The sequence below is a fragment of the Jeotgalicoccus psychrophilus DSM 19085 genome (assembly GCF_000425845.1).
Taxonomy (GTDB): Bacteria; Bacillota; Bacilli; order Staphylococcales; family Salinicoccaceae; genus Jeotgalicoccus; species Jeotgalicoccus psychrophilus.
Window position 1 is genome coordinate 11458 of the sequence record NZ_KE384466.1, and the last position, 21952, is coordinate 33409.

Consider the following 21952-nt stretch of genomic DNA (forward strand, 5'->3'; position numbering starts at 1 on the left):
CCCGGTTAACAACGGCGTTCCCCTGTTATGAATCCAACGCTCCCGGGTTACAACGGCGTTTCCCCGTTGTAAATCCAACGCGCCCGGTTTACACACCACCACCAAAAAAATCCCCGCATCTCTGCGGGGATCTAATTTAATTCTATTAAAAACTTTCCGGACGGTAGAAGTTACGTGATTCAAGCGGGAAAATTCTTTCCGTGAATGCACCTTTATCTGCTTTATCAATATGTTTATCCATCATCATAATACGCGCGTCGATGTTATCGATAAAGTGCAGAATTTCTGCTTCTTTAACCATCGGTACTTTCGGTGAACCGTATTCAAGTTTACCGTGATGGCTTAAAATTAAGTGTTTTAGTAACATCACTTCTTCGCCTTCGATGTTCAGCTGATCTGCAACTTTTGTAATTTCTTCCGTTGCGATTACGATATGTCCGATCAGGTTTCCTTCGTTAGTATAAGTTGTGCCGATTGGCCCGCTCAATTCTTTTACTTTGCCGATATCGTGGAGAATAATTCCGCTGAATAGCAGGCTTCTGTTTAACGTCGGATAAATATCACATAATGAGTCTGCCACGCGGAGCATATAGTAGACGTGATACGCCAGTCCCGACACAAAGTCGTGGTGGTTCGTCATTGCTGCCGGATAGTATGAGAACTCTTTACGGAATTTATTCAGCAGCTGGCGTGTAATACGCTGCAGACTGCCGTTTTCTATTTTCAGACAGTAGTCTAAGATTTTATCGTATAGTTCTTCACCGTCAATCGGTGCTTTTTCTACGAAGTCTTTAGCTTCCAGTCCGTCTTCCTGTGTTGCCACACGGAAGTTTGCAATCTTCATCTGCTTCTTGCCGCGGTAGTCGATAATATCGCCTTTTACTTTAACTAACGCCTCAGGAACAAGTACATCGATGTCTTTCGGTGAGACGTTCCAATGTTTCGCTTCAACTTCTCCCGTCTTGTCCTGCAGCACGATTGTCATGTATGGTTTGCCTTGTGTAGTCACGCCCTGCTGACTGCGTTTAATCAGGAAAAATGTATCTACAGAATCTCCAGGCTGTAATGATGAAATATTATTCATTACTGAACCCTCCTACTTCGTTTTTTCTTTCAGTTTAATCGTTTGAGCTGATGGTATGCTCGTATTTAAATTACATGTAAAGTACAGTACCTGGTCGTCTGACTTACTTCTAAAGTAATCAAGTATCGTTTTTGTACGTTCGCTGTCGAAATGAACGAATGCATCGTCGACAATAATCGGCAGCTGATAGTAGCCTTTTAGTGCTCTGATAAGGCTTAGACGTAAGCTGATGTACAGCATCTCTTTCGTTGACTGAGACAGTTCAAGCGGATGGAATACCTGGCCATTCTTATGTTTCACGAAAATGCCTTCGTCACTGTAGATGACATTAATATAACGGCCTTTCGTTACAAATTCAAATGTTTCCCTCGCTTCTTCTAAAACTATCGGCAGACGTTCATCTTTGATCGCTTTAATATGCGTCTCAATTAAGATGCGGATATATGCTAACGACATATATTCTTCAGCCAGGCTCTGGACAACACCTTTACGCATACCGTAGAGGTGATTCAGTTCGCTCAGCTTGCCGTCGCTTTCCAGCACCTTGATTTCATTGTTAATTTCAACAAGTGACTGCTGTTCAAGCTGAATCTGTTCATTTAAACTATCCAGCTGTGCACTGATATTATCTTCATCAGTTTTCAAGTCTGCGAGCAGACGTCCCGACAGTTCATTTCTAAGATCGTAATCGAAATGTTCTTCATCCAGTTTATCGCTGAGTTCTTTAAAGCGGGTAACATTACTGACATACTCACTATGTTTTCTTGCATAGTAGTAGTATTCTTCTTCGTCATCCGCATCGACATAGTCTAAGAGCTGGTTCAGTTCACGCTGTGATGTGCTGTTTCTTTCTTCAAGAACTGTTATTTCATTCTCAAGCAGATTGGCCTGTTCTCGCAGGCTGTAATATGCCGCTTCGTCTTTACTCAGTTTTAAAGCCAGCTGAGCTGCTTCATGGAATATCGATGTTTTGTTGTAATGGATGCCGAATGCACTCACTTCTTCACTTACACGCGTATCGAAATCATTCAGTTTCTGATTGTTGTTATCGAGTTGCTGCTGTTCGCGGTTGATTTGATGACGCTTCTGTTTAATCTGACGGATTGTATATATCGCATCGACAATATACTTATCGTCAAGTTCAGGATTTACTTTTAATTTCGCTTTCGCTTCAGAAAGCTGGATATTCAAATGATCCTGATTCGCTTCGTTAACCGACAGCGTTTCTTTCAGGTCATCCAGTTTAACTGCAAACGAATTACGTTTTGCACGCAGCCCTTTCAGCTCCTGGCGCAGGTCTTTCGCATCCTCGATATCAAAGTCGATATTGTACTCGCTTTTCAGTTCATTAATTTCTTCCTGCAGCGAGTCGACTTCAAGCTGATAATCGGTCTTCAGCGTATCCTGTTCCCGGTTATTTGTAATAACGAGGATAAACAATGCTGCTGCTCCGACAGCAAGTGCAAGGCCGCCGTACAGATAGCTGTTATTAATAATGAACATTACACCGATTGCGATTGAAATCACACTGATTGTAATAATCAGCGCTGCCTGCCAGTTTTTAACTCTGTCACGTTCACGTTTCTCACGCTCGTAATCTTTTTCGATCAGCTGATACATCCGCTTCTTCTCAGTCAGTTCAAACTCACGGTCCAGCACTTCACGTTTTTTCTTCATTCTCTGATCGTCAATCTGATTTTGTGACGATTCTTCAATCTCTGCATCGAGCTGTTTTATATCCGCTCTCAGATGGTCAATTTCACGAATTAAGTACTGTTCTTCCAGCATAATCTCATCGTATTTCGACAGCAGCGACTGCACCGATTCACGGACGATGTTTGAGTCATCAACATCCGGATATTCCTCTTTCCAGCCGATATCTTTCTGCAGATTTAATATATCATTTTCAAGATTTGACACCGAATTCGATAAACGCATAACTTCCAAGTTCTGCTGTTTAATTTCAGGTTCTTCTTTTTGAAGCGCTTCTAAATAGCTTACTATCGTTTTGTCAGGGAGCTTCACATGCTGAATTTCAGCAATCAGTGTTTTAAGCCTTTCCTGCCGCAGTCCAATATCTTTAGCAGACTGCTTAACGTGGTTACGCAGTGATTCATAGCGTTCAATACCCCGTTCCGGAAAGTTTACCGGTTCGATATTAAGTTTGCTCTCAAGCTGCTTCCAGTCCTTAATATCTTTATGATACATAACTTCTTTCATCTTCTGCTTGCGGACTAATTCCATCTGATGGAGTGCATGTTTTTTGGAATTTAAGCTCTCAAGCGTTTTAACCTGTTCATTAATCAGCGTTTTATATTCATCCTCGTTCTTTTCAAGTCCGCGGATTTTATCGCTCAGCTCATTTAAATCTTCGAGTTCTGTATTAATGACGGGATTAATGCCGTTTCTTTTATAGAGAGATTTAAGCTCCTTATCGATTGCGCCGAGCATCTCATCATATTCGTGAGAACCGAGAGCTCCTGCACGAAGCAGGTATTCCTGCAGCTTGTCTTCCGTCATATTTTTGTGAATATCCTGGAGCCCAAGCACATCAAATGAAAAGATTGAGCGGTATGTACGCTTATCTATATAATTCATTTTTTTAGTGAGCCATTCCTCACCTTTTGTTGTACCGTCTTTAAAGTAAATTTTTACATCGCCCTGGACCTTGCCTTTAAGTCTTTCTATTTCTACAGGCTCCGGTTCATCTTTAAATTTAACAGTCAGCTTGCCGCCGTATAAGTTATGCATACGCGGTTCACGACGGGGTTCCTGTTCTTTCTTAGTCGGGAACCCAAACAGTACCGAATGGATAAATGACATCATCGTCGACTTGCCGGCTTCATTTTCACCGAATATCTGAACGAAATCCTGATTCGTATTAAATTCCTGTTTAATAATTTTTCCGTAACCGTATATATTAACTGATAGGATTCTCATAATTTCACTACTTCCTCATCAACATTTTCAGACGATCTTCACCCATTTTGAGAAGTTCTTCCGGAGATACTTCACCAATTGGCGGCAGGTACCGGTTAATATTCGGATCCATGTACATAGTATTAACCGCGCTTCTGAATAACTCTTCATTATCTGAGTAACTCTTCTTAATATCTTTCAGCACTGCTATCTGCTCTTCATTATTATATGAGACTTTAATATTATCAATCCAGACGAACTGAGAAATATTAACTTCGTCTTCCTGCAGGAGATCAATAAGCTCAGCATAGTCACTTTGAGAAATTTCATCTTCTCCGTCATAGTTCAGCTGGAGATTAACGATGTACTTGCTCTGTTCTCTCAGCCCCTGCTTAAATTCGACAATTTGCTGATAAAGTTCTTCTTTTCTAAGCGACTCAGTATCGAGCTCCAGATTTTCGAAGATTACTTCCTGAACCGGCACGAAGTTTGCCGCCAATGAAACGTCATCCCCTTCAACAAGGAGAAATCCTTTTTCACCGGTTTCGTTTTTATGGCGTCCCTGAATGTTTCCTGAATAATGAACCTGCGGTAAATCTGCCAGCTGCGATCGCACGTGAATATGACCAAGTGCCCAGTAATGATACAGCTTGTTGTTCAGTGCTTCTAAATTAAATTCCGTATAGCGCTTCGCTTCGTATTTCGTTTTCGCATACGTTCCGTGCAGCAGGCCGATATGAATGCCGCGGTTATCTGTATTCGTCGGATACTCATCAAGTTTGTTTTCGTATGATTCATCCAGCAGATAGCTGAAGCCATGCAGATAAATACGTTCACCTTTTGAACTCAGCATTTCATATGTTTCAACGTTCTCTTTGAACACAGAAACATTATCCGGCCACGTTGTTTTAAAGCCAAAAGAAATCGGATCGTGGTTACCGTGAATCATGTAGACGAATATACCTTTCTCCTTTAATCTGTTAAATTCCTTCTTCAGAAAAATTTCAGATTTTAAAGAACGGTTCGACTGATCGAAAATATCACCTGATATAAGTAAAAAATCTACTTTCTCTTTAATAGCGAAGTCGACCATCCGCGAGACACTTTTATATGTACTTGTCATTAATATTTCGAGTATATTGTTAGGCATTTTAGACCGGGATTTAAACGGGCTGTCCAGGTGCAGGTCTGCCGCATGGATAAATTTTACCATTGGGTTCACCATTCCTTCGGAAAAAAACTCTATTCTTCAACATTATAACAAAAAAGAGAGGCCAGCATGGCCTCTCAACTGATATTTTTAACTATTGATTGTTAATTTCATAAAGCTCTTCGATAGGCTTCATGATAACACGGTTTAAGTCCTGGATAAGCTGACTCATTTTCTGTTCAGCTTCCATTAAACTTTTAATGTTTTCATCATTTTCAATTTCTTGTGCTGAGTTTTGAGCTTTTTGAATATCTTCTTCTAAAAGTTCTTCGCCCTGCATTTGTTTTTGCTGTAATGTCATCTGGAGTTCTCTAAACTCATCAAACAATTGTTTTGATTCAGCATCCCCGTTCACTTTGCTGTAAAGATCCTTCATTTGCTGAAATTCTTCTGATTCACGTAATGCTGTTTCAAGGGCATTAGCCTGATCGTATACATTAACCATTAATATAAAACTCCTTTAAGTTTGATATTGTTACATTAACACAAATTTACTATTTAGAAAAACAATACTAATATCCCCTGTGCAATTCCGACAATTCCGCCGAGTACATACCCAAGCATCATAATCATTTTGAATTCTTTATTTGCAACATCCATGACGAGATCTTCCAGTTTACTTAATTCAAAACTGTCGATCTGTTTTTTAATCACTTCTGCAAGCTGCAGCTTATTCATAATTTTACTCATGTTTTTACCTGAGTAATCGATAAAATTATCTTTAAGTTTATATTTCCCTTTTTCTTTAAAACGCTCAAATAATTCTTTATTGAAATCAGTAATCGGTGTATTCAATATTTGTCTAATATCGATTTTCTGCTGCAGTACTTCTATTATACTGTTTAAAATATTATCGAGGTCGGAGCCGGTTACAAGTTCCGATAACCCGCTTTGTTTCAATTTATTATACTCATCTTCAATCACACGGTTTTCAATATCAATCATTTTCTCCTGCTGAATCAGCTTCAGCAGTTCCGTCTGAACACGTTCAGTCATTGATTCTTTCGTCATTACATATTTTATACTGCGTGCGAGTCTTCCTCTGTTTTCGGTAAACTCATCAACCATCGTATAAATATCACTGAACCCTTTATCTGAAGAAATATACTGCACCAGCTTTTCGTTTATATCATACGCAAGATGGGCGACTTTTGAGTCTACAGCATTCAACGCATCAGGCGGCATGATATCATCGATATTTCTATCGTAAAGCTTCGTGCCCTCTTCGGTAACTTTAGAGCGGATTTCTTCATTAAATGAATCGACAATTTTATCCGTCAGTCCTGCTGACAGCCGTTCTAAAAAGTAACCCGGTGTCAGGCGTTCAGTTTCAATAGTCTCTATCTGTCTATCTATAAAGTGCATAATTAATTTATCAGTTTCAGGACTATTAAGTTTCTCTTTGAATACTTCCGGCGTTAACAGATGCCCTGTTATAATCTCTCCAAGCTTAGTCGATGCTTCGTCGCGCCGTAACGGTATAACACCCGGTGTAAAGGGCAGACGTTTCCCAAATAAATATTTTGCTTCGTACGGTCTGAAGAGCATTTTAATTGCGATTGTATTTGTCGTTCCTCCGATAAGTGCACCAATTAATGCCATCAGAAAAACCTGAGTTACTGGATTCATTACTATTTCACCCCTTATCAGCTTAATAACTATATATTACTTTTTGCAGAAATTAAAGAAAAAGCACCCTTGCGGGTGCCTGGAATTTATCGATTGCTTTTGCGCTCGAAATAAGTTCTTATTTCTCTTTCAATATATGATGCATGAACCGGCTGGTTATCTGCATTTAACACTCTGTAAATTGAATTCGTTTTGTTGAATTCTAATTTAAAGCCGTTATTTGATTCAAGCGTTTCCCAATATATATTTTCTTTTTCATAATTTGGGTATATTGCTGAGCCGCGTGATAATACCTGTGTCAGCTCCAGTGGATCTCCGCCAAAAATATTCGTCAGTACTTCACTATCTCTAAACAGTGCACAAAGCGAGATACATGTTGTCCAGTTAGGTAATATTCGCTCTTTTTCTATTTGTACCAGCGTTTTTTTGGATAATCCAATGGTATGGCTCATAGCATCCTGGGTGTATCCAGCCTCCGTCCGAACTATCTTGAACTTAGACTGTAGAATCTCTGTAAATTCCTGCTTATCCATTAAAATCGTCCCTTCATAGCACCGCGATTAAAACTTAATCAATCATGCTTGTATATCAATTTACCTGATATATATTGTAAATGATAATCATTACAAATTAAAGAGATTATGAAAAAATTCACTAATTATTCACTATTGAACAATTTCTTTCATTCTACTTAAAATATAAAAAAGAAGTATGAACAGACAATAATAAACTGCCGGTCATACTTCTTTTACTATTAATTATTTGTTAACGATTTTACCGTCTACGTATTTACTCTTACCTTTAATGAACTTGCCTTCTTTAACATTCTGCTGATGATCGATAACAAGTGCGATTGTTGCATCACCTGAAATATTGACCGCTGTACGTGTCATATCAAGAAGTCTGTCGATACCGATAATAATACCAATTGCTGCAGGATCCAGTCCTACTGCCGTTAATACCATTGCCAGCATTACAAGTCCGACACCCGGAACACCTGCTGTACCGATACTTGCGATTGTTGCGATAATTACAACTGTTACCATCTGCCCGATTGTTAAATCAATACCTGACAGCTGTGCGATAAACACTGTCGCAACACCTTGCATAATTGCAGTACCATCCATATTTACAGTCGCACCTAAAGGCTGTACGAAACTTGAGATACTCTTCCGTATTCCCAGTTTGTTCTGCGCTGTTTCTAGTGATACCGGTAACACCGCGCTTGATGATGATGTACTGAAAGCCACTGACATTGCAGGTGCAAACATTTTAATGAACCATACGAAACTTTTCTTCCCAAGGAACTGTACTACAGAGCCGTACACTACAGCAAAGTGAATAAACAATGCTAACAGTACACAGATAAAGTACATTCCAAGCTGCTGGATTGCGCCAAACCCTGCCTGTGTAAATGCAGTAGCTACTAAACCAAATGCACCAAGTGCAGCGAAGTATTTCATAATTGCCAGAACAATCCACATAATCACTTCATTAGCTTGTTCAAAAAGTTTAACAATGCCTGATGCTTTTTCTTTAACAGCGATTAAGCCGACACCGATGAAGATTGCAAATGCAATAATCTGAAGCATATTCTGATCAGCCATCGCCATGAACAGATTGTCCGGAATAATGTTAATTAAAGTCTGATCAAATGTTGTCTGCATAGCGAGCTCAGTATCTCCGCCTTCAAGTTCTGTTGAACGGTACTCCGATACTTCTTCAGTATTCAGTAAGTCTGCCTGTCCTTCACCCGGCTGCAGTATAAGTGCAACTCCAATTGCCAGTGAAATCGCAATTGCTGTTGTTGCCAGATAGAACATCATCGTTTTAATACCGATAACGCCAAGTGTTTTCGGATCCCCAACGCTGACAACACCCAGTACGATAGAAATGAATACGACTGGAACAACAACCATAAAGATAAGATTTAAGAATATTTGTCCTAACACGTTAAATATGTATTGATCAATCCACTGGACCCACGCCGCATCCGCCATTGTATTAAATATTGAACCTACTGCAATCCCCGCAATTAAAGCGATTACAATATAGATTGTGAGTTTATTTCCTATTTTCATATGTATCCCCCTAAGCTAATAATTCATTGAACATGTATTCAAGTATACTTTGAGCATCGGAGATTTGTCCATAAAATTTAATGTAAAATTATTGTTAAACCCCTTAAAACCGTATGGTTAAGCGTTCTCATGAGTTAAACTTTTTTTCTCACTTTGCTCTAAAAATCGATAATATTGAATTTTATTGCATAAATGACGGCCTGAGTCCGATCTGAAACTTCCAGTTTATTCAGTATATGACTGACATGAGTTTTTACAGTCTTTTCACTGACAAAAAGTGCCTCGCTGATTTCTTTATTCGACTGCCCTTTAACAATTTCTTTTAGAACTTCAGTTTCTCTTCTCGACAGTATATTTCGTTCATGCGGCAGATTTCCTTTTTCATCGATAACCTTTAAAATATCAGGATGAACAACTCTGTCCCCTTCTATAACATTTTTTATCGACTGAACGAGTTCATCGACTTCCATCTCTTTAATAATATAGCCGTCTGCACCTGCACGAAAAACAGGCCGGATATATTCTTCGCTCGTATAACTCGACAGCACAAGCACCTTAATATGCTTATATTTTTCTTTTAATAATTTAGTCAGTTCAATGCCGTCCATTTCCGGCATAACGAGATCTGTTAATACAAGATTAATATTGTCGTGATTATTTTCAAGATATTTAAGTGTTTCAGCACCGTTGTCAAAGTCCTTTACTACATTAATATCCGATGTCGTCGATAATAAAAACTTCATGCCTTCTCTTACCACCTGATGATCATCAGTTAAAATTATATTGTACATTTAATTCCCTCCGAGTTTTAAACGTGTAATTAATATGGTGCCCTGCCCTTTAGCTGATTTAATTTCGAGTGCGCCGTTCATCTTATGAACACGTTCGTGCATATTTGTTAAACCGTGGCTCAGGCCAATTTTTTCAGCCGGAATAAATCCTTGACCTTTATCACTGATAACGAGCATGAGCTCCTCATCTGTAATTTCCAGCAGTACTTGTGCATCTTTTGTTCCTGCATGCTTCCTAATATTATTAAGGCCTTCTTGCATGATGCGGTACAGCTCTATTTCCATGTCATCCGCTATATTATAAAATCCATTGACGGTAATTTCTATATTCAAATCAAGAATCTTAGCATAATGTTTAACCGCTTCAATAATACCGTTTTCGAGACCAATTGGTTTCAACTGCCATATCAATGCCTTCATTTCCTTCATTGCATATTTCGATGTATTTTCTATTCTTTCAAAAGCCAGACGGGTCTGTTCGCTGTCTTTTAAAGCTTTCGCCGCATGTGAAGTAATACCGATGGAAAATAACATCTGATTAACAGAATCGTGCAGTTCCCGTGCAAGCCGCTGGCGTTCTTTAATAATCATATTTTCTTTTTCACGCGTTGTTAAATCCAGTCTCTTTAATGTAGAACCGAGCTGAAATGCAACGGATTCGAGCAGATCCAATTCATCTTTTTGAAATTTGGTGCTGTATGGAGTGGCTACATTTAATAAGCCGAAAGATTCATCACCGGAAATCAGCGGCACTGTGGCATGATGCGTAATATTATCGTTCTCATCCGGCATTTCCCGTGCAGCTTTTTCAAGCCTTGAACAGGCGACAATATTTGTCGCGTTTGACAGCTCACCTTTATTAAATTTATTTACGCACCAGCATTTATCATTGCAAAGATAAGTATTACTGTCACGCTGCAGTGTCGGCGGCAATTGGTAATGCGCACTCAGTTCATGTTTACCGTCCTCATTAATAAAGAAAATCCAGCCGGTTTTAAAGCTGGAATGATCAATGAGCATTTTTAAAGCCCCGTCAATCATCGACTGGCGGTGTGTCTCCGTATTTAAAAATTCTGCGATATCTTTTAACAGCTGCAGTTTACTTTTCACAATTGACACCTCTTTTAATAAATTGTAAGAAATTTGTTACACTTAATACAGTGATTAGCACTTATAATAAAAAAGTAAGTTACAAAACAAAAATGAAAGGTCAGGCACTGATATGAAAAATAACAAATTGTATATGCAAATGATTTTTATCGTGTCACTAATCGCTATGCTCGGTTCTTTGTACTTCAGTGAAGTCAGACTGTATGAGCCATGCGAGATGTGCTGGTACCAGCGTATTCTAATGTATCCGATTGTGCTGCTGTCGTTTATCGGTATCATTAAAAATGATATCAATGCCGGGCTGTACGTCCGTGTAATGAGCGGAATTGGCATACTGGTATCTACATATCATTACGCATTGCAGAAAATTCCGGCACTCGGTGACAGCGCCAATGCTTGTATGGGTGTCTCCTGTACAGTACAATATATAAATTGGGCTGGTTTTATTACTATCCCGCTTCTTGCATTGACTGCATTCATCATTATTTTCATTTTATCATTCTTCATTAAAAAAGATTAAAGAATAGGAGCTATTAATTATGGGCAATAAGATTTTTTACGGCATTATTGGTTTAATCGTCGTTGTATTCGTAGGAGTATTTTTATTTATGAACAATCAGACATCAGATCCGGAAAGTTTAAGTGATTCAGGGTATTACCCTTACACTGATAAAGAACCAGATGAACTGACAGGACCGACAATCGATCTGCTGGATGATGAAAATTATCAGGCTAACAAAACACCGGCAGAAGTTGAAGAAATAGTAAATTCAGGCGAAGGCGAATTCGTCTACTTCTGGAGCCCGACATGTTCACACTGTCAGGAAGCAACACCGCTTCTGACTGAGGCACTGGACAGCAATGACGGCGAAGTAACACAACTTAACGTTTTAGAATATGAAGACGCTTGGGAAACTTGGAACATTAATGCAACACCAACACTTATTTACTTTGAAAACGGTGAAGAAGTTGAACGTTTAGAAGGTAACCCAGGCTCACCTGAAGGTTTCGAAGAATTTATGACAGCAGCAGCAGGAGAATAATATGAAATTTATCGTACCTGAGAAATTCAATGAAACTACTTTGGAAGAAATGCTTATCGCACTCCATATTCCTAAAAAAGAACTGCACTGGCTGCGTATGTCAAAGGACATCCTCATTAATAATGAAATACAGCCGGTAAAAACTGCACTCAGTGCTGGTGATACTGTTACACTACCTGACTTCAGTGAACCAAGCAGCTATAAAAAGAGTACTAAAAAAGCGGTTATTCTTTTCGAAGATGAAAACCTGCTGATTGCATCTAAACCGCCCGGCCAAAAAGTACATCCGAATGAACCGACAGAGCATAATACGCTTGTTAACGATGTTATTAACACTGTTGACAGCGACTATGTCGAACCGGTTCACCGTCTTGATGTGGATACAACAGGAGTTGTACTGATGGCTAAAAACGCATATATGAAAAAAATGCTCGACTATATGCTTGCTGAAAATAACATCAAACGCATTTACATAGGACACGTTAAGAAAAACAGTAAAATTGCTGTTCAGAAAATCAGTGCTCCACTTGGTAAAATGCCGCATACGAATATTTTCCATGTGACGAGAACGGGTAAAGATGCTGTTACTCATATCACAGGAAAAACAGTTACAGACAAGTACGAAGAACTGACAATCGAACTGGAAACGGGACGTACGCACCAAATCCGTGCTCACATGAAACACTTAAACGCCCCGCTTGTTGGAGATAAACTGTATGGCGGACCGCCATCACCCTACCTTCACTTGTACGGCTACAAAGTATCATTCATACACCCGATTACAGACGAAGAAATCAGCGTATCGCTAAACGTATAGTAGATTCTGACCTGCCTCCCATTGTGGGAGCAGGTTTTTTTGTTTTTGTTCTGTATTTTGAGTTGCGGATGACGATGTTGGGTTCACATCGTAACTCAAACGGCTCCGGATGACGATGTTGGGTTCACATCGTAACTCAAACGGCTCCGTACCACGATGTAAAATGCACATCGTAACTCAAGCGGCTACGGATGACGATGTCGAATGCACATCGTAACTCAAAACAGCTCCGGACCACGATGTAAAATGCACATCGTAACTCAAACGCCTCCGGACTACCATGTAAAATGCACATCGTAACTCAAACGCCTCCGGACTACCATGTAAAATGCACATCGTAACTCAAACGCCTCCGGACTACCATGTAAAATGCACATCGTAACTCAAACGCCTCCGGACTACCATGTCGAATAAATAGCTAGTAATAAATTAAAAATATCACTATTATATAAAAGTAAAAACACTACAGAAGAATGCTTCTACCGTAGTGTTTATATTTTCTAGCCATTTAATTTTAACCCAGGAAATCAAAGTTTTCTCCTATGCCTTGTTCTTTAGCTTTATCATAGACAAATTTAGAAATTGCTATATCCATCGCACCTGTTCCTATAGGAATACAAACAATTCTTTTATTGCTCAAATCATCTATTGGTTTGTTAACGTTGCCTAGCTCTCCAATAGTTGTATAAATGTTTTTTTCTGTTATCTTACCTTGGGAATTCAAGTCTTTGAGTACACCGCGGTGAAGACTTTGTTCAACGTGATCGACGATAATATGATCCGCATTAAGAAGGAATTTATTTTCTACTTCCTGATAAGACCCCATTGGAAATACGACTGTTCCCGGTTCTATCCATTCATCTTTTACAAATGCATCTTTCGATTGAGTTACACAAATAACAGCATCTGCATCTAAAGCAACTTCTTTTGGATCTTCCGCTACAATAATTTCTCCATTTACATATTTACTCATTGATTCTTTAAAGTTTTCTGAAGCCTCAGAAAAAATATCATAAATCGTTAATTGTTCAATATCAAAAATCTCAGAGAATGCCATAGTCTGTGTTCTTCCCTGCATACCCGCTCCATATATTCCCAGTTTAATTTTCTTGTCATTGCCTTTAATGTATTTCAGAGCATTTGCACTTTGTGCTCCAGTTCTTACATTGGTTATAAAGGCACCATCAAGCACGCTAAGAAAATTCCCTACTTTAGGATCGATTAACATAATCATTGAAGTGATATAAGGTAGCCCTAATTCTTTTCTTTCACCTAAAAATCCACCAGCCCATTTGAGTCCAGCTACATCCTGCCATCCAATATAGGCTGGCATAGCATTCATAAATCCTTCGTAAGGCGGATAACCTGCAGTTTCACCTAAATCCAGCAATACTTTTGTAGGATTAATGGTTTTTTCTTTTCCTAAATCTTTAAATGTTTTATCCACTAATTCTACTATTTCCTTCATTGTAACAAGCTCTTTTATTTGTCCTTGATTTATCAATAATGTATCTGTCATTAGTTATTCCTCCATAAATTTTTAATATCCAAATAATCTCGGTAATGCCATCGATAGTGGTTCGAAAAATACAGTTAAAATGATTACTGGTATGAAACCAAATATGATAAACACCATAGTAGGTCTAACTACCTCGCTGAAATTAGCTTCTCCAACCCTCATTCCAAAATATAATACACTCGCATAAGGAGGCGTAATTCCACCCATTGCTAAAGTAATCGCCATTATTGCTGCGAAATGAATAGGATCGACTCCAAAAGAAACGACTAAAGGCAACAGTAATGGTGCTGTTAAAATAATTGCTGTAGTATCATTAACAATCATTCCTACGAAAATAAGGAAGACCGTAACAATTATTAAGATTAATACTTTGCTATCTGTAACATCTAAAAATAATTCAACGATTGCTTGTGGTATTTGTAGATGTACATATGTCTGTGCTAATAATAGCGAGAAAAAAATCATTGCCATTATAGATCCTATTGAAGCTGTAGAGTCATGCAGTAAATCCATAATGTCTTTAAATTTCAGTTGTCTGTAAAAAATTATGCCAACCAAGAAGCCTAGCACACTCGCAACTGCTGCTGCTTCTGTTGGAGTAAAGAATCCTCCATAAATTCCTCCCAGTATTACTACTGGTAATAATAGTGATGGAATCGCAGCTAAGAAAATTCTAAATTTGGTATTACGCTTGCGGAATTTCTCCATCTCTTCAGGATCGTTATTAATAGGTATTTCCGCATACTCTTTGTATGTACCTTTGCCTTCCTTAGAAAAATATTTTTTAGTATGAACGAAATGAATTATTATAAATAGAATAATTAAAAGTATCCCAGGTCCTATGGTTGATAGAAATGAGCCTGTAACTGTTGTTCCTGTCGCCCAACCATAAATAATTATCATGACACTCGGAGGAATAAGTGCGCCTAACACAGATGAAACACTGACAAGTGATGTTGAATATCCTCTTGAGTACCCTTGTTGGAGCATTCTAGGAATCATAATTTGTCCAACTGATGCTATCCCAGTAAAGGAACTTCCTGAAATCGCTCCCAAAAATCCTGAAGTTAGTATCACCACTGCACCGATTGATCCTTTTATTCTTCCTATAAATATATCTGCAAACCTTAATAATTTATCGGCAATTCCACTTTTAGAAACAATTGATCCAAAAAGTATAAATAACGGTACAGCTAATAATGATGATGATGTTATTTGATTAAATCCCCATAGAATAATACTGATTATAGGTACATCACCGAAAATAACCATGAAAATTACTGCACCACCAAAAGCATATGGCAAAGGAGTTCCTAATATTAACAACGCAACGAGTATTAATATATTTATTACAAAAAGTATCACTGTACCCCTCCTTCGCGGTTGCTATTGATTGGATAATCGCCTCTATATTTTATACTTCTAATCGTGTCCATAAATGTATATAGAGTCATCAAGAAAACTCCAACAAACAATGCTGATTCTACTAAGAACAAAGGCATTGACAATAGAGGGCTAAGTTTCCACATTGATAATGAATAGCTAAAATGAATGAACATCCAGTAAGTTAATATTATTCCTATAAATAAACTCACAATATTTTTTATTATTGATAAAATAATTAACAGTTTTTTATTCTTTAAAAATACTTCAATTATATCAACTGAAATGTGAGATCTTTCCTGAGATGCGTTTGCCGCTCCTATCATATACAGCCATATAGTAGGTAAAATTAACAGCTCTTCAATCCCCATTAAAGGCAGATTAAGTGATCTTAAAATAACTTGGAAAAAAACCAAAGATAACATTAGAATAATCATAATTACACTAAAAATTTTCTGAAATTTTATTAAACCATTTATTACTTTGTTCCCCTTTTCTTTTACATTTGAATTTGACAAACTCATACCCCCTTCAAATAAAAATCTATTCTAATTCTTTTTTAATCTCATCTAATATGTCCCCGTATTCATCTTCTAATTTTGGCCACACTTCTTCACGTACTTTATCAGCATATGCCTGAAGCTCTTCATCAGTAAATTCTACTACTTCAACACCATGTTCCTCTGTAATTAATTGATTATATTTCTCTTGTTCTTCTTCTGCTTGTATAAAAGCATCTTCTTCAAACTGTTCTGCAAACTCTAAAATGGTATTTTGATCTTCCTCAGCTAATGCATCAAAAGCTTCCTCATTTACCGTTAAATAATGAGCTTCAAAATGTGTGTTTACTGGTAAAATCTGTTGTCCAAGCTCTCCAAACTCGTTGTAATACAATTCAGTCCCACCACCGATTGCCCCATCTACAATTCCTGTTTGGATTGCAGTAAACATTTCTGATGAAGCTAACGGTGTAACTACGAATCCAAGTGTTTCTCCATATTCTTCAAATGCTTTCATTGCGGGTACACGAACTTTTATGTTTTTATTTGAATCAGGATTTTTTGGATCATTTGCCTCATCTGCTAAAAATATCGATCCAAAATATTGTGGATACACTGCTAGAAGTTTTATATTTTGTTCTGCTAATTGTTCTTTAAAATATTTATAAAGAACTCCGTCTTCGGAATTATATAATTCCCTGGCCTCCTCATAGTTGGATACCAGAGAAGGAGTAATAGCTACTTGTAATGTTCTATCAACGTTAGTACCTAATGTAGCCAATTGCATTTCTACCTCACCAAGAGAAACACTCTCTTGAACTAATTGGTAATCCCCTAATTGCGAGTTGTTATACACATCGATATCTACTCTTCCATCGGTACCTTCAAAAATATCTTTTGAGAATTGTTTTGCACTGATATCAGTTCGAGTTCCAGATGGGCGAATATGATTTAATTTCCATGTAACTTCTCCGTTCTCATCAGGCACTGTAGCACTCCCGACGCTACATGCCGATAATAGTGCTGACATTATTATTATTAAGGTAATAAAAGTCAATCCTTTAGTTTTTATAATGAATAACCCCTTTCAATATATTTAGCTAACTATTTTCCCGTTAAAATATTTTACTGATAATCATCTCCTCGAAACTTATAATAGCGCTTTCATAATTATGTAATATATTTGTTTAAACATCCTACATTAAGACTAGTTATAATTAATAGTATAGTGATTAATATTTAATAACACAAGGAGTTTTTAGATAAATCTAAATTTTCATATAAAAAAGGCTGCTAAATTAAATTAGCAGCCTTTCTAAAGTTATCTTATTTTTTCTAAATTAATAAGTGCATTTTTTAAATGACTATACATTGCTTCTTTTGCTTTCTCAGGTTCATTATTCTTTATGTAATTAAAAATTTGTTTGTGTCCATTTATTTCTTCAACTAAGTCCGCTTTACTATGACTCTGCATTGTAGCTTCTCGAACATTCATTAATTCTAAGGTGATAGACTCTAAAAATTTAAATAGGATTTCATTTTTAGATATCCTGGCTATTTCCATATGAAATGAAAAACCCACAGTAGATTTTGAATATGTTCCACTGTTAATTGTCTCTATGCTCTCATTTATTATTTTTTCCAGCTGAGAAATTTCATTAGGAGTTGCAGATAATGCAGCTCTATATACAAGTTCAGGTTCTATTATCAATCTAGTGTCCATTATAGATTTATAAGTACTTTTTTCTCTAATTGTATTATTTAATTCTAGAACTTGAATACTCTGAACAGCATCTTTAAAAATAAAAGTTCCACTGCCAGCTTTGGAATTTAAAATTTTTAAATGGGTTAAAACTTTCATTGCTTCTCTAATACTATTTCTACTTACCTGAAAATATTCAGACAGTTCATTCTCAGTTGGTATTTTTTCACCTGGCTGCCACTTACCTTTTTTTATTAATGTCATCATCTGATTAATTACATCTTCGTATAACATTACTCGGGAAGACGGTTTATACATATTGAACACCTATTCCTATAGTATTATTTCCTGAAAGTATATTCTAATGTAGGATATTTAGATTAAGTATAAAGAATTTCACAAATAACTTCAAATATGTTTCTAAAATAAAAAGGTATATTATCTGAGTTCAGATAATATACCTCAACAATTTACTTCCTGAACCGGCTCTTAATCCGGTCCAGTATGTTGCTGTGTTCGTGCAGTAATTCTGTTTTCTTCTGTTCACCGTTCTCTATGGCGCGTTTCATCAGTTCATCCTGAACGCTTAGCGGCGGCAGGTCATTTTTAACATATTCATATGTGCCGTCCGGCATCTGCATTCGGGCTTTCACATTGTCTTTTAAGAACAATTCATTAACCTCGATTAATTCTTCGACTATTCTCGAATCATTAATCGGGAATAATATTTCCACACGTTTTATCATATTTCTCGTCATCATATCAGCTGATGATAAGAACATTTTCTTATCGCCGTTGTGATAGAAATAATAAATCCTCGAGTGTTCAAGAAATCTGCCGACAACACTTATAACTTTAATGTTATCGCTGACGTCTTTAATTCCCGGTCTCAAACAGCATATTCCGCGGATAACGAGATCCACTTTAATGCCTTCCTGAGATGCCTGCAGCAGTTTATCGATTATTCTCTTGTCTGTTAACGAGTTCATTTTCGCAAAGATATAACCATTACCGTGTTTTTTATGACTTTCGATTTCAAGATCGATGCGCTCTGCAAACATGTCGCGGATTTCAAATGGTGCAACGTGCAGTTCTTTATATTCCGGCTTAAGTGAATACCCGCTTAAATAGTTAAAGAAGTTTACAGCATCATCACCGATACGCGGGTCTGTCGTAATAATTCCCATATCCGTATACAGTTTGGCTGTCGAATCGTTATAGTTTCCGGTGCCTAAGTGAACGTATTTAACAATTTTTTTATTCACTTTTTTAACAACCAGCGTAATTTTACTGTGTGTTTTCAAGTAGTTCATCCCATAAATAACATGGCATCCGGCATCTTCCAGTTCTTTTGCCCAATGGACATTATTCTGCTCATCGAAACGGGCTTTCAGTTCAACAAGCACAGTAACCTGCTTGCCGTTTTCCGCCGCTAATTTTAACGATTCGATAATGGGAGAATCACTGGAGACCCGGTAAAGTGTCTGTTTAATTGCCAGCACATTATTATCCGTCGCCGCCTGTTGAACGAATTCGATAATCGGCTGGAAGGATTCATACGGATGATGGAAGAATATATCTTCATTTATTGCTGTTTCATACACATTACGATTGCCTAAAAACTGAGACTGCTGCGGAAAAAACGGTTTGAATACAAGATTTGGAAATCTGTGTTTCAATTTCCCCGTCAGTTCAAACAGAAACGTTAAATCAAGCGGCCCGTCAAAACGATAAACGTCTTCATGATGCAATGACAGCTGTTCTTCTAAAAATGAACCGTTAATCGTAACATCACGGCTGCGGTCAATTTCCAGACGCACTGCGGCACCTTTCGTACGTTCTTTTAAGAAACGCTCGATTTCAATTAATAAATCGGCTGCGCCTTCTTCATGTATCGTTAAATCGGCATTTCTCGTAATTCTAAACGGGAATGTTCTGTCAATTTTATAACCGTTAAACAATTTATATACATATTCCTCGATAATATCCTCCGCAAGAACAAAGTACGTTTTATCTTCATGAGATAATTCATAAAATCTCTTAATAACCGTCGGCAGCTGTACAATCGCAGTCTGCTTACCGAGCTCGTTGGATAAATCTACAAATATATTAATCTTTTTGTTCATCAATTTAGGAAACGGTCGATATGCATCGATTCCTAAAGGCGTTAATGCTGGTAATATTTCTTCATCAAATAACTTTTCTAATTTATCCTGCAATGACTGGTGCAGCTGATGCGGTCTCCTTAAAAAGACATTCAGCTTTTCCAGTTCATTCATCAAATCATGATAAGTTTCATATTGAATCCGGCAGTTTTCACGGTTTATTTCACCAATTCCCGACAGCTGTTCTTCAGGTGTCATACCTGTTTTAGTGTCCGGTTCGGCATAATTCATCTTAACCTGGTCTTTTAAGCCAGCCACCCTAACCATGAAAAACTCATCCAGATTAGAGCTCGTTATTGCTATAAATTTTAAACGCTCAAGAAGAGGATTACGTGTATCGCCTGCTTCTGTCAGTACTCTGTAATTAAAACGCAGCCAGCTTAATTCGCGGTTATTGTAATAAGATTTATCATTTAATTTGTAAGCCATTATAATCCTCCTGCTCCTGATAATTATAGCGTATAAATATTAAGATTCTGTAAATTCTATCCACAAATCCCCGCCGAGAATTTTCTCAATATGTTTCTTTTGACGCACTGAATGATACTCTTCTGCTATCGGGTCTCCATTGTACTGAATTTTCAGTCTGAAGTCCCCGTTCACTCTGAATAACTGTAAATTATCAACAATTTCCGTATTGGAAATATTCAGAGCGTTCGCGAATTTAACGAGGGAGCCGAGCGACTGAATTTCATCCAGCTCTTCATCATTAAACCACCCTGTTTCCTTCGCGTAAAAATCAAGCAGTGTTTTATTTTTATAACTGGCAATCAGAGCAAGTCTGACACGATCGCGGTGACCGATTCCATTAATGTTACTGTTGGAAATTAAATAGTACGTATGCTGACTTGAGGCATCTCTGTCGATAAAGTCACCTAAGTAATATATCCCCGCAGCATGTTTCATAATCATTTTATTTGTCCGTGATAACGAAAGTATATCCAGACGCTCCAGCTCGTGATAAAGACGATCAACGATTTCTGTCCGCTTTTCTGTATCTGTAGGATCCAGATTAAAATCATTGGCCAGCTGTTCGATAGAATCTTCAAATACTCTGTACTTATTAAAAGCAACAGGGTATTCTTTACCGAAAATCCTCATCGCCATTCCTTCACGCAGCCCTTTACGGCTGAATTTGAATTCTTTAGCGCCGACGACATTAAGCAGTGTTTTAAAAACGACGCTGCTTGGCAGAATAATATCAGCACGGTCTTTACTCAGCCCGTCGATATCATCCAGATTCTCAGTATCTGTATTTTTCAGCAGCTTATACACGTCATGTAAATCATTACGCACCATCGTATAGCCGTGAACGCCGGCAATCGGATAACTGATCATCGACTGGTGAATACGCGCTATGTTACGCGCACTCCCGCCGATAGCTAAAATTGGTACACGGCGGTCACGCAGCCAGTTTACTTTGCTGAATTCATCTTCTACAAATTGCTTTGTCTGTTTAATTGCTGCTTTATCATTATGGTTTTTACCTTCAAAAAACATTTTGTTTAAAGTAACCACACCAAACGATAAACTCGTCCGGTAAACAATTTCTTTATCTTCGTAAAAAGTAAGCTCTGTACTTCCCCCACCGATATCAATTGTCACGGCATCGTAATAACTGATAGTATGAACCGCTGCTTCGAATCCAAGTGTCGCTTCTTCTGCACCGCTGATAATTTTAGCATCCAGATCAAGTTCGGATTTAATACGCTCTATAATTTCATCACGGTTATTGGATTGTCTTATAGCAGCTGTTGCCACAGGATAAATATTAGTTATATGATATTTCTCAGAAATCTGCTTAAAACTGTTGAGGATTTTTAATAACGCTAAAATACCTTCTTCAGCCATATAGCCGTCATCATCAATATACTGGGCTAAACGTGCTGGCGTTTTAATATTTCTTATTTCCTTTATACCGTGTTTTTTAGTGTATTCAAAAAGTACAAGTCGAATCGTGTTGGACCCGATATCAATTAAGCTTATTTTTGTCATCGAA

At 37.7% G+C, this 21952-nt stretch carries 19 protein-coding genes; 3 read left to right on the forward strand and 16 right to left on the reverse strand.

From position 1 onward, the window contains the following. Positions 1-145 precede the first annotated feature (145 nt). The 9 genes from yhaM to H625_RS0112210 form a co-directional block, all read right to left on the reverse strand. Positions 146-1084: a 3'-5' exoribonuclease YhaM gene (gene yhaM, locus H625_RS0112170; RefSeq protein ID WP_026860167.1), complete on the reverse strand. Its 939-nt coding sequence runs from the start codon at positions 1082-1084 to the stop codon at positions 146-148. Between the two features lie 12 nt (positions 1085-1096). After that, positions 1097-4024, reverse strand: a complete 2928-nt coding sequence (locus tag H625_RS0112175; RefSeq protein WP_026860168.1) for an ATP-binding protein — start codon at positions 4022-4024, stop codon at positions 1097-1099. A 7-nt stretch (positions 4025-4031) separates the two neighbouring features. Beyond that, positions 4032-5216, reverse strand: coding sequence for a metallophosphoesterase family protein (locus tag H625_RS0112180; protein ID WP_026860169.1), 1185 nt, complete (start codon positions 5214-5216; stop codon positions 4032-4034). 91 nt (positions 5217-5307) lie between these two features. Further along, complete coding sequence (locus H625_RS0112185; RefSeq protein WP_035786020.1) at positions 5308-5658, reverse strand: YlbF/YmcA family competence regulator; 351 nt, start codon at positions 5656-5658, stop codon at positions 5308-5310. A gap of 53 nt (positions 5659-5711) precedes the next feature. Then, a complete protein-coding gene (locus H625_RS0112190) occupies positions 5712-6842 on the reverse strand; it encodes a DUF445 domain-containing protein (RefSeq protein WP_026860171.1) in 1131 nt (376 codons plus the stop codon). Positions 6843-6928: 86 nt separating this feature from the next. Continuing rightward, positions 6929-7375 (reverse strand): XRE family transcriptional regulator XdrA, encoded by a 447-nt coding sequence (gene xdrA / locus H625_RS0112195; protein ID WP_026860172.1) that lies wholly within the window; start codon positions 7373-7375, stop codon positions 6929-6931. Positions 7376-7600: 225 nt separating this feature from the next. Then, positions 7601-8923, reverse strand: coding sequence for a dicarboxylate/amino acid:cation symporter (locus H625_RS0112200; RefSeq protein ID WP_026860173.1), 1323 nt, complete (start codon positions 8921-8923; stop codon positions 7601-7603). Between the two features lie 158 nt (positions 8924-9081). Continuing rightward, on the reverse strand, positions 9082-9714 hold the full coding sequence (locus H625_RS0112205) for a response regulator (protein WP_026860174.1): 633 nt from the start codon (positions 9712-9714) through the stop codon (positions 9082-9084). Then, on the reverse strand, positions 9715-10824 hold the full coding sequence (locus tag H625_RS0112210; protein ID WP_026860175.1) for a GAF domain-containing sensor histidine kinase: 1110 nt from the start codon (positions 10822-10824) through the stop codon (positions 9715-9717). A 112-nt stretch (positions 10825-10936) separates the two neighbouring features. Here H625_RS0112210 and H625_RS0112215 point away from each other — a divergent pair, with 112 nt between their 5' ends. From H625_RS0112215 to H625_RS0112225, 3 genes are read left to right on the forward strand one after another with little or no spacing between them, the layout of a single operon-like run. Continuing rightward, the gene (locus tag H625_RS0112215) at positions 10937-11344 is read left to right on the forward strand and encodes a disulfide oxidoreductase (RefSeq protein ID WP_026860176.1); all 408 of its coding nucleotides are present in this window, start codon (positions 10937-10939) and stop codon (positions 11342-11344) included. Positions 11345-11363: 19 nt separating this feature from the next. Continuing rightward, the gene (locus H625_RS0112220; protein ID WP_026860177.1) at positions 11364-11867 is read left to right on the forward strand and encodes a thioredoxin family protein; all 504 of its coding nucleotides are present in this window, start codon (positions 11364-11366) and stop codon (positions 11865-11867) included. 1 nt (position 11868) lies between these two features. Next, positions 11869-12684: an RluA family pseudouridine synthase gene (locus H625_RS0112225; protein ID WP_026860178.1), complete on the forward strand. Its 816-nt coding sequence runs from the start codon at positions 11869-11871 to the stop codon at positions 12682-12684. A gap of 514 nt (positions 12685-13198) precedes the next feature. Here the strand turns inward: H625_RS0112225 and H625_RS0112230 are convergent. From H625_RS0112230 to H625_RS0112260, 7 genes are all read right to left on the reverse strand, one after another. Then, the gene (locus H625_RS0112230) at positions 13199-14203 is read right to left on the reverse strand and encodes an ornithine cyclodeaminase family protein (RefSeq protein ID WP_026860179.1); all 1005 of its coding nucleotides are present in this window, start codon (positions 14201-14203) and stop codon (positions 13199-13201) included. 21 nt (positions 14204-14224) lie between these two features. Further along, the gene (locus H625_RS0112235) at positions 14225-15568 is read right to left on the reverse strand and encodes a TRAP transporter large permease (RefSeq protein ID WP_026860180.1); all 1344 of its coding nucleotides are present in this window, start codon (positions 15566-15568) and stop codon (positions 14225-14227) included. After that, complete coding sequence (locus H625_RS0112240) at positions 15565-16104, reverse strand: TRAP transporter small permease (protein WP_051239096.1); 540 nt, start codon at positions 16102-16104, stop codon at positions 15565-15567. Before H625_RS0112240 ends, H625_RS0112235 begins: the two co-directional genes overlap by 4 nt. A gap of 25 nt (positions 16105-16129) precedes the next feature. Further along, positions 16130-17074: a TRAP transporter substrate-binding protein DctP gene (gene dctP, locus H625_RS13155; RefSeq protein WP_051239097.1), complete on the reverse strand. Its 945-nt coding sequence runs from the start codon at positions 17072-17074 to the stop codon at positions 16130-16132. Positions 17075-17407: 333 nt separating this feature from the next. Next, positions 17408-18082, reverse strand: coding sequence for a FadR/GntR family transcriptional regulator (locus H625_RS0112250; protein WP_169516147.1), 675 nt, complete (start codon positions 18080-18082; stop codon positions 17408-17410). 176 nt (positions 18083-18258) lie between these two features. Then, positions 18259-20382, reverse strand: a complete 2124-nt coding sequence (locus tag H625_RS0112255) for an RNA degradosome polyphosphate kinase (protein WP_026860183.1) — start codon at positions 20380-20382, stop codon at positions 18259-18261. 39 nt (positions 20383-20421) lie between these two features. Then, complete coding sequence (locus tag H625_RS0112260) at positions 20422-21948, reverse strand: Ppx/GppA family phosphatase (protein ID WP_026860184.1); 1527 nt, start codon at positions 21946-21948, stop codon at positions 20422-20424. Positions 21949-21952 lie beyond the last annotated feature (4 nt).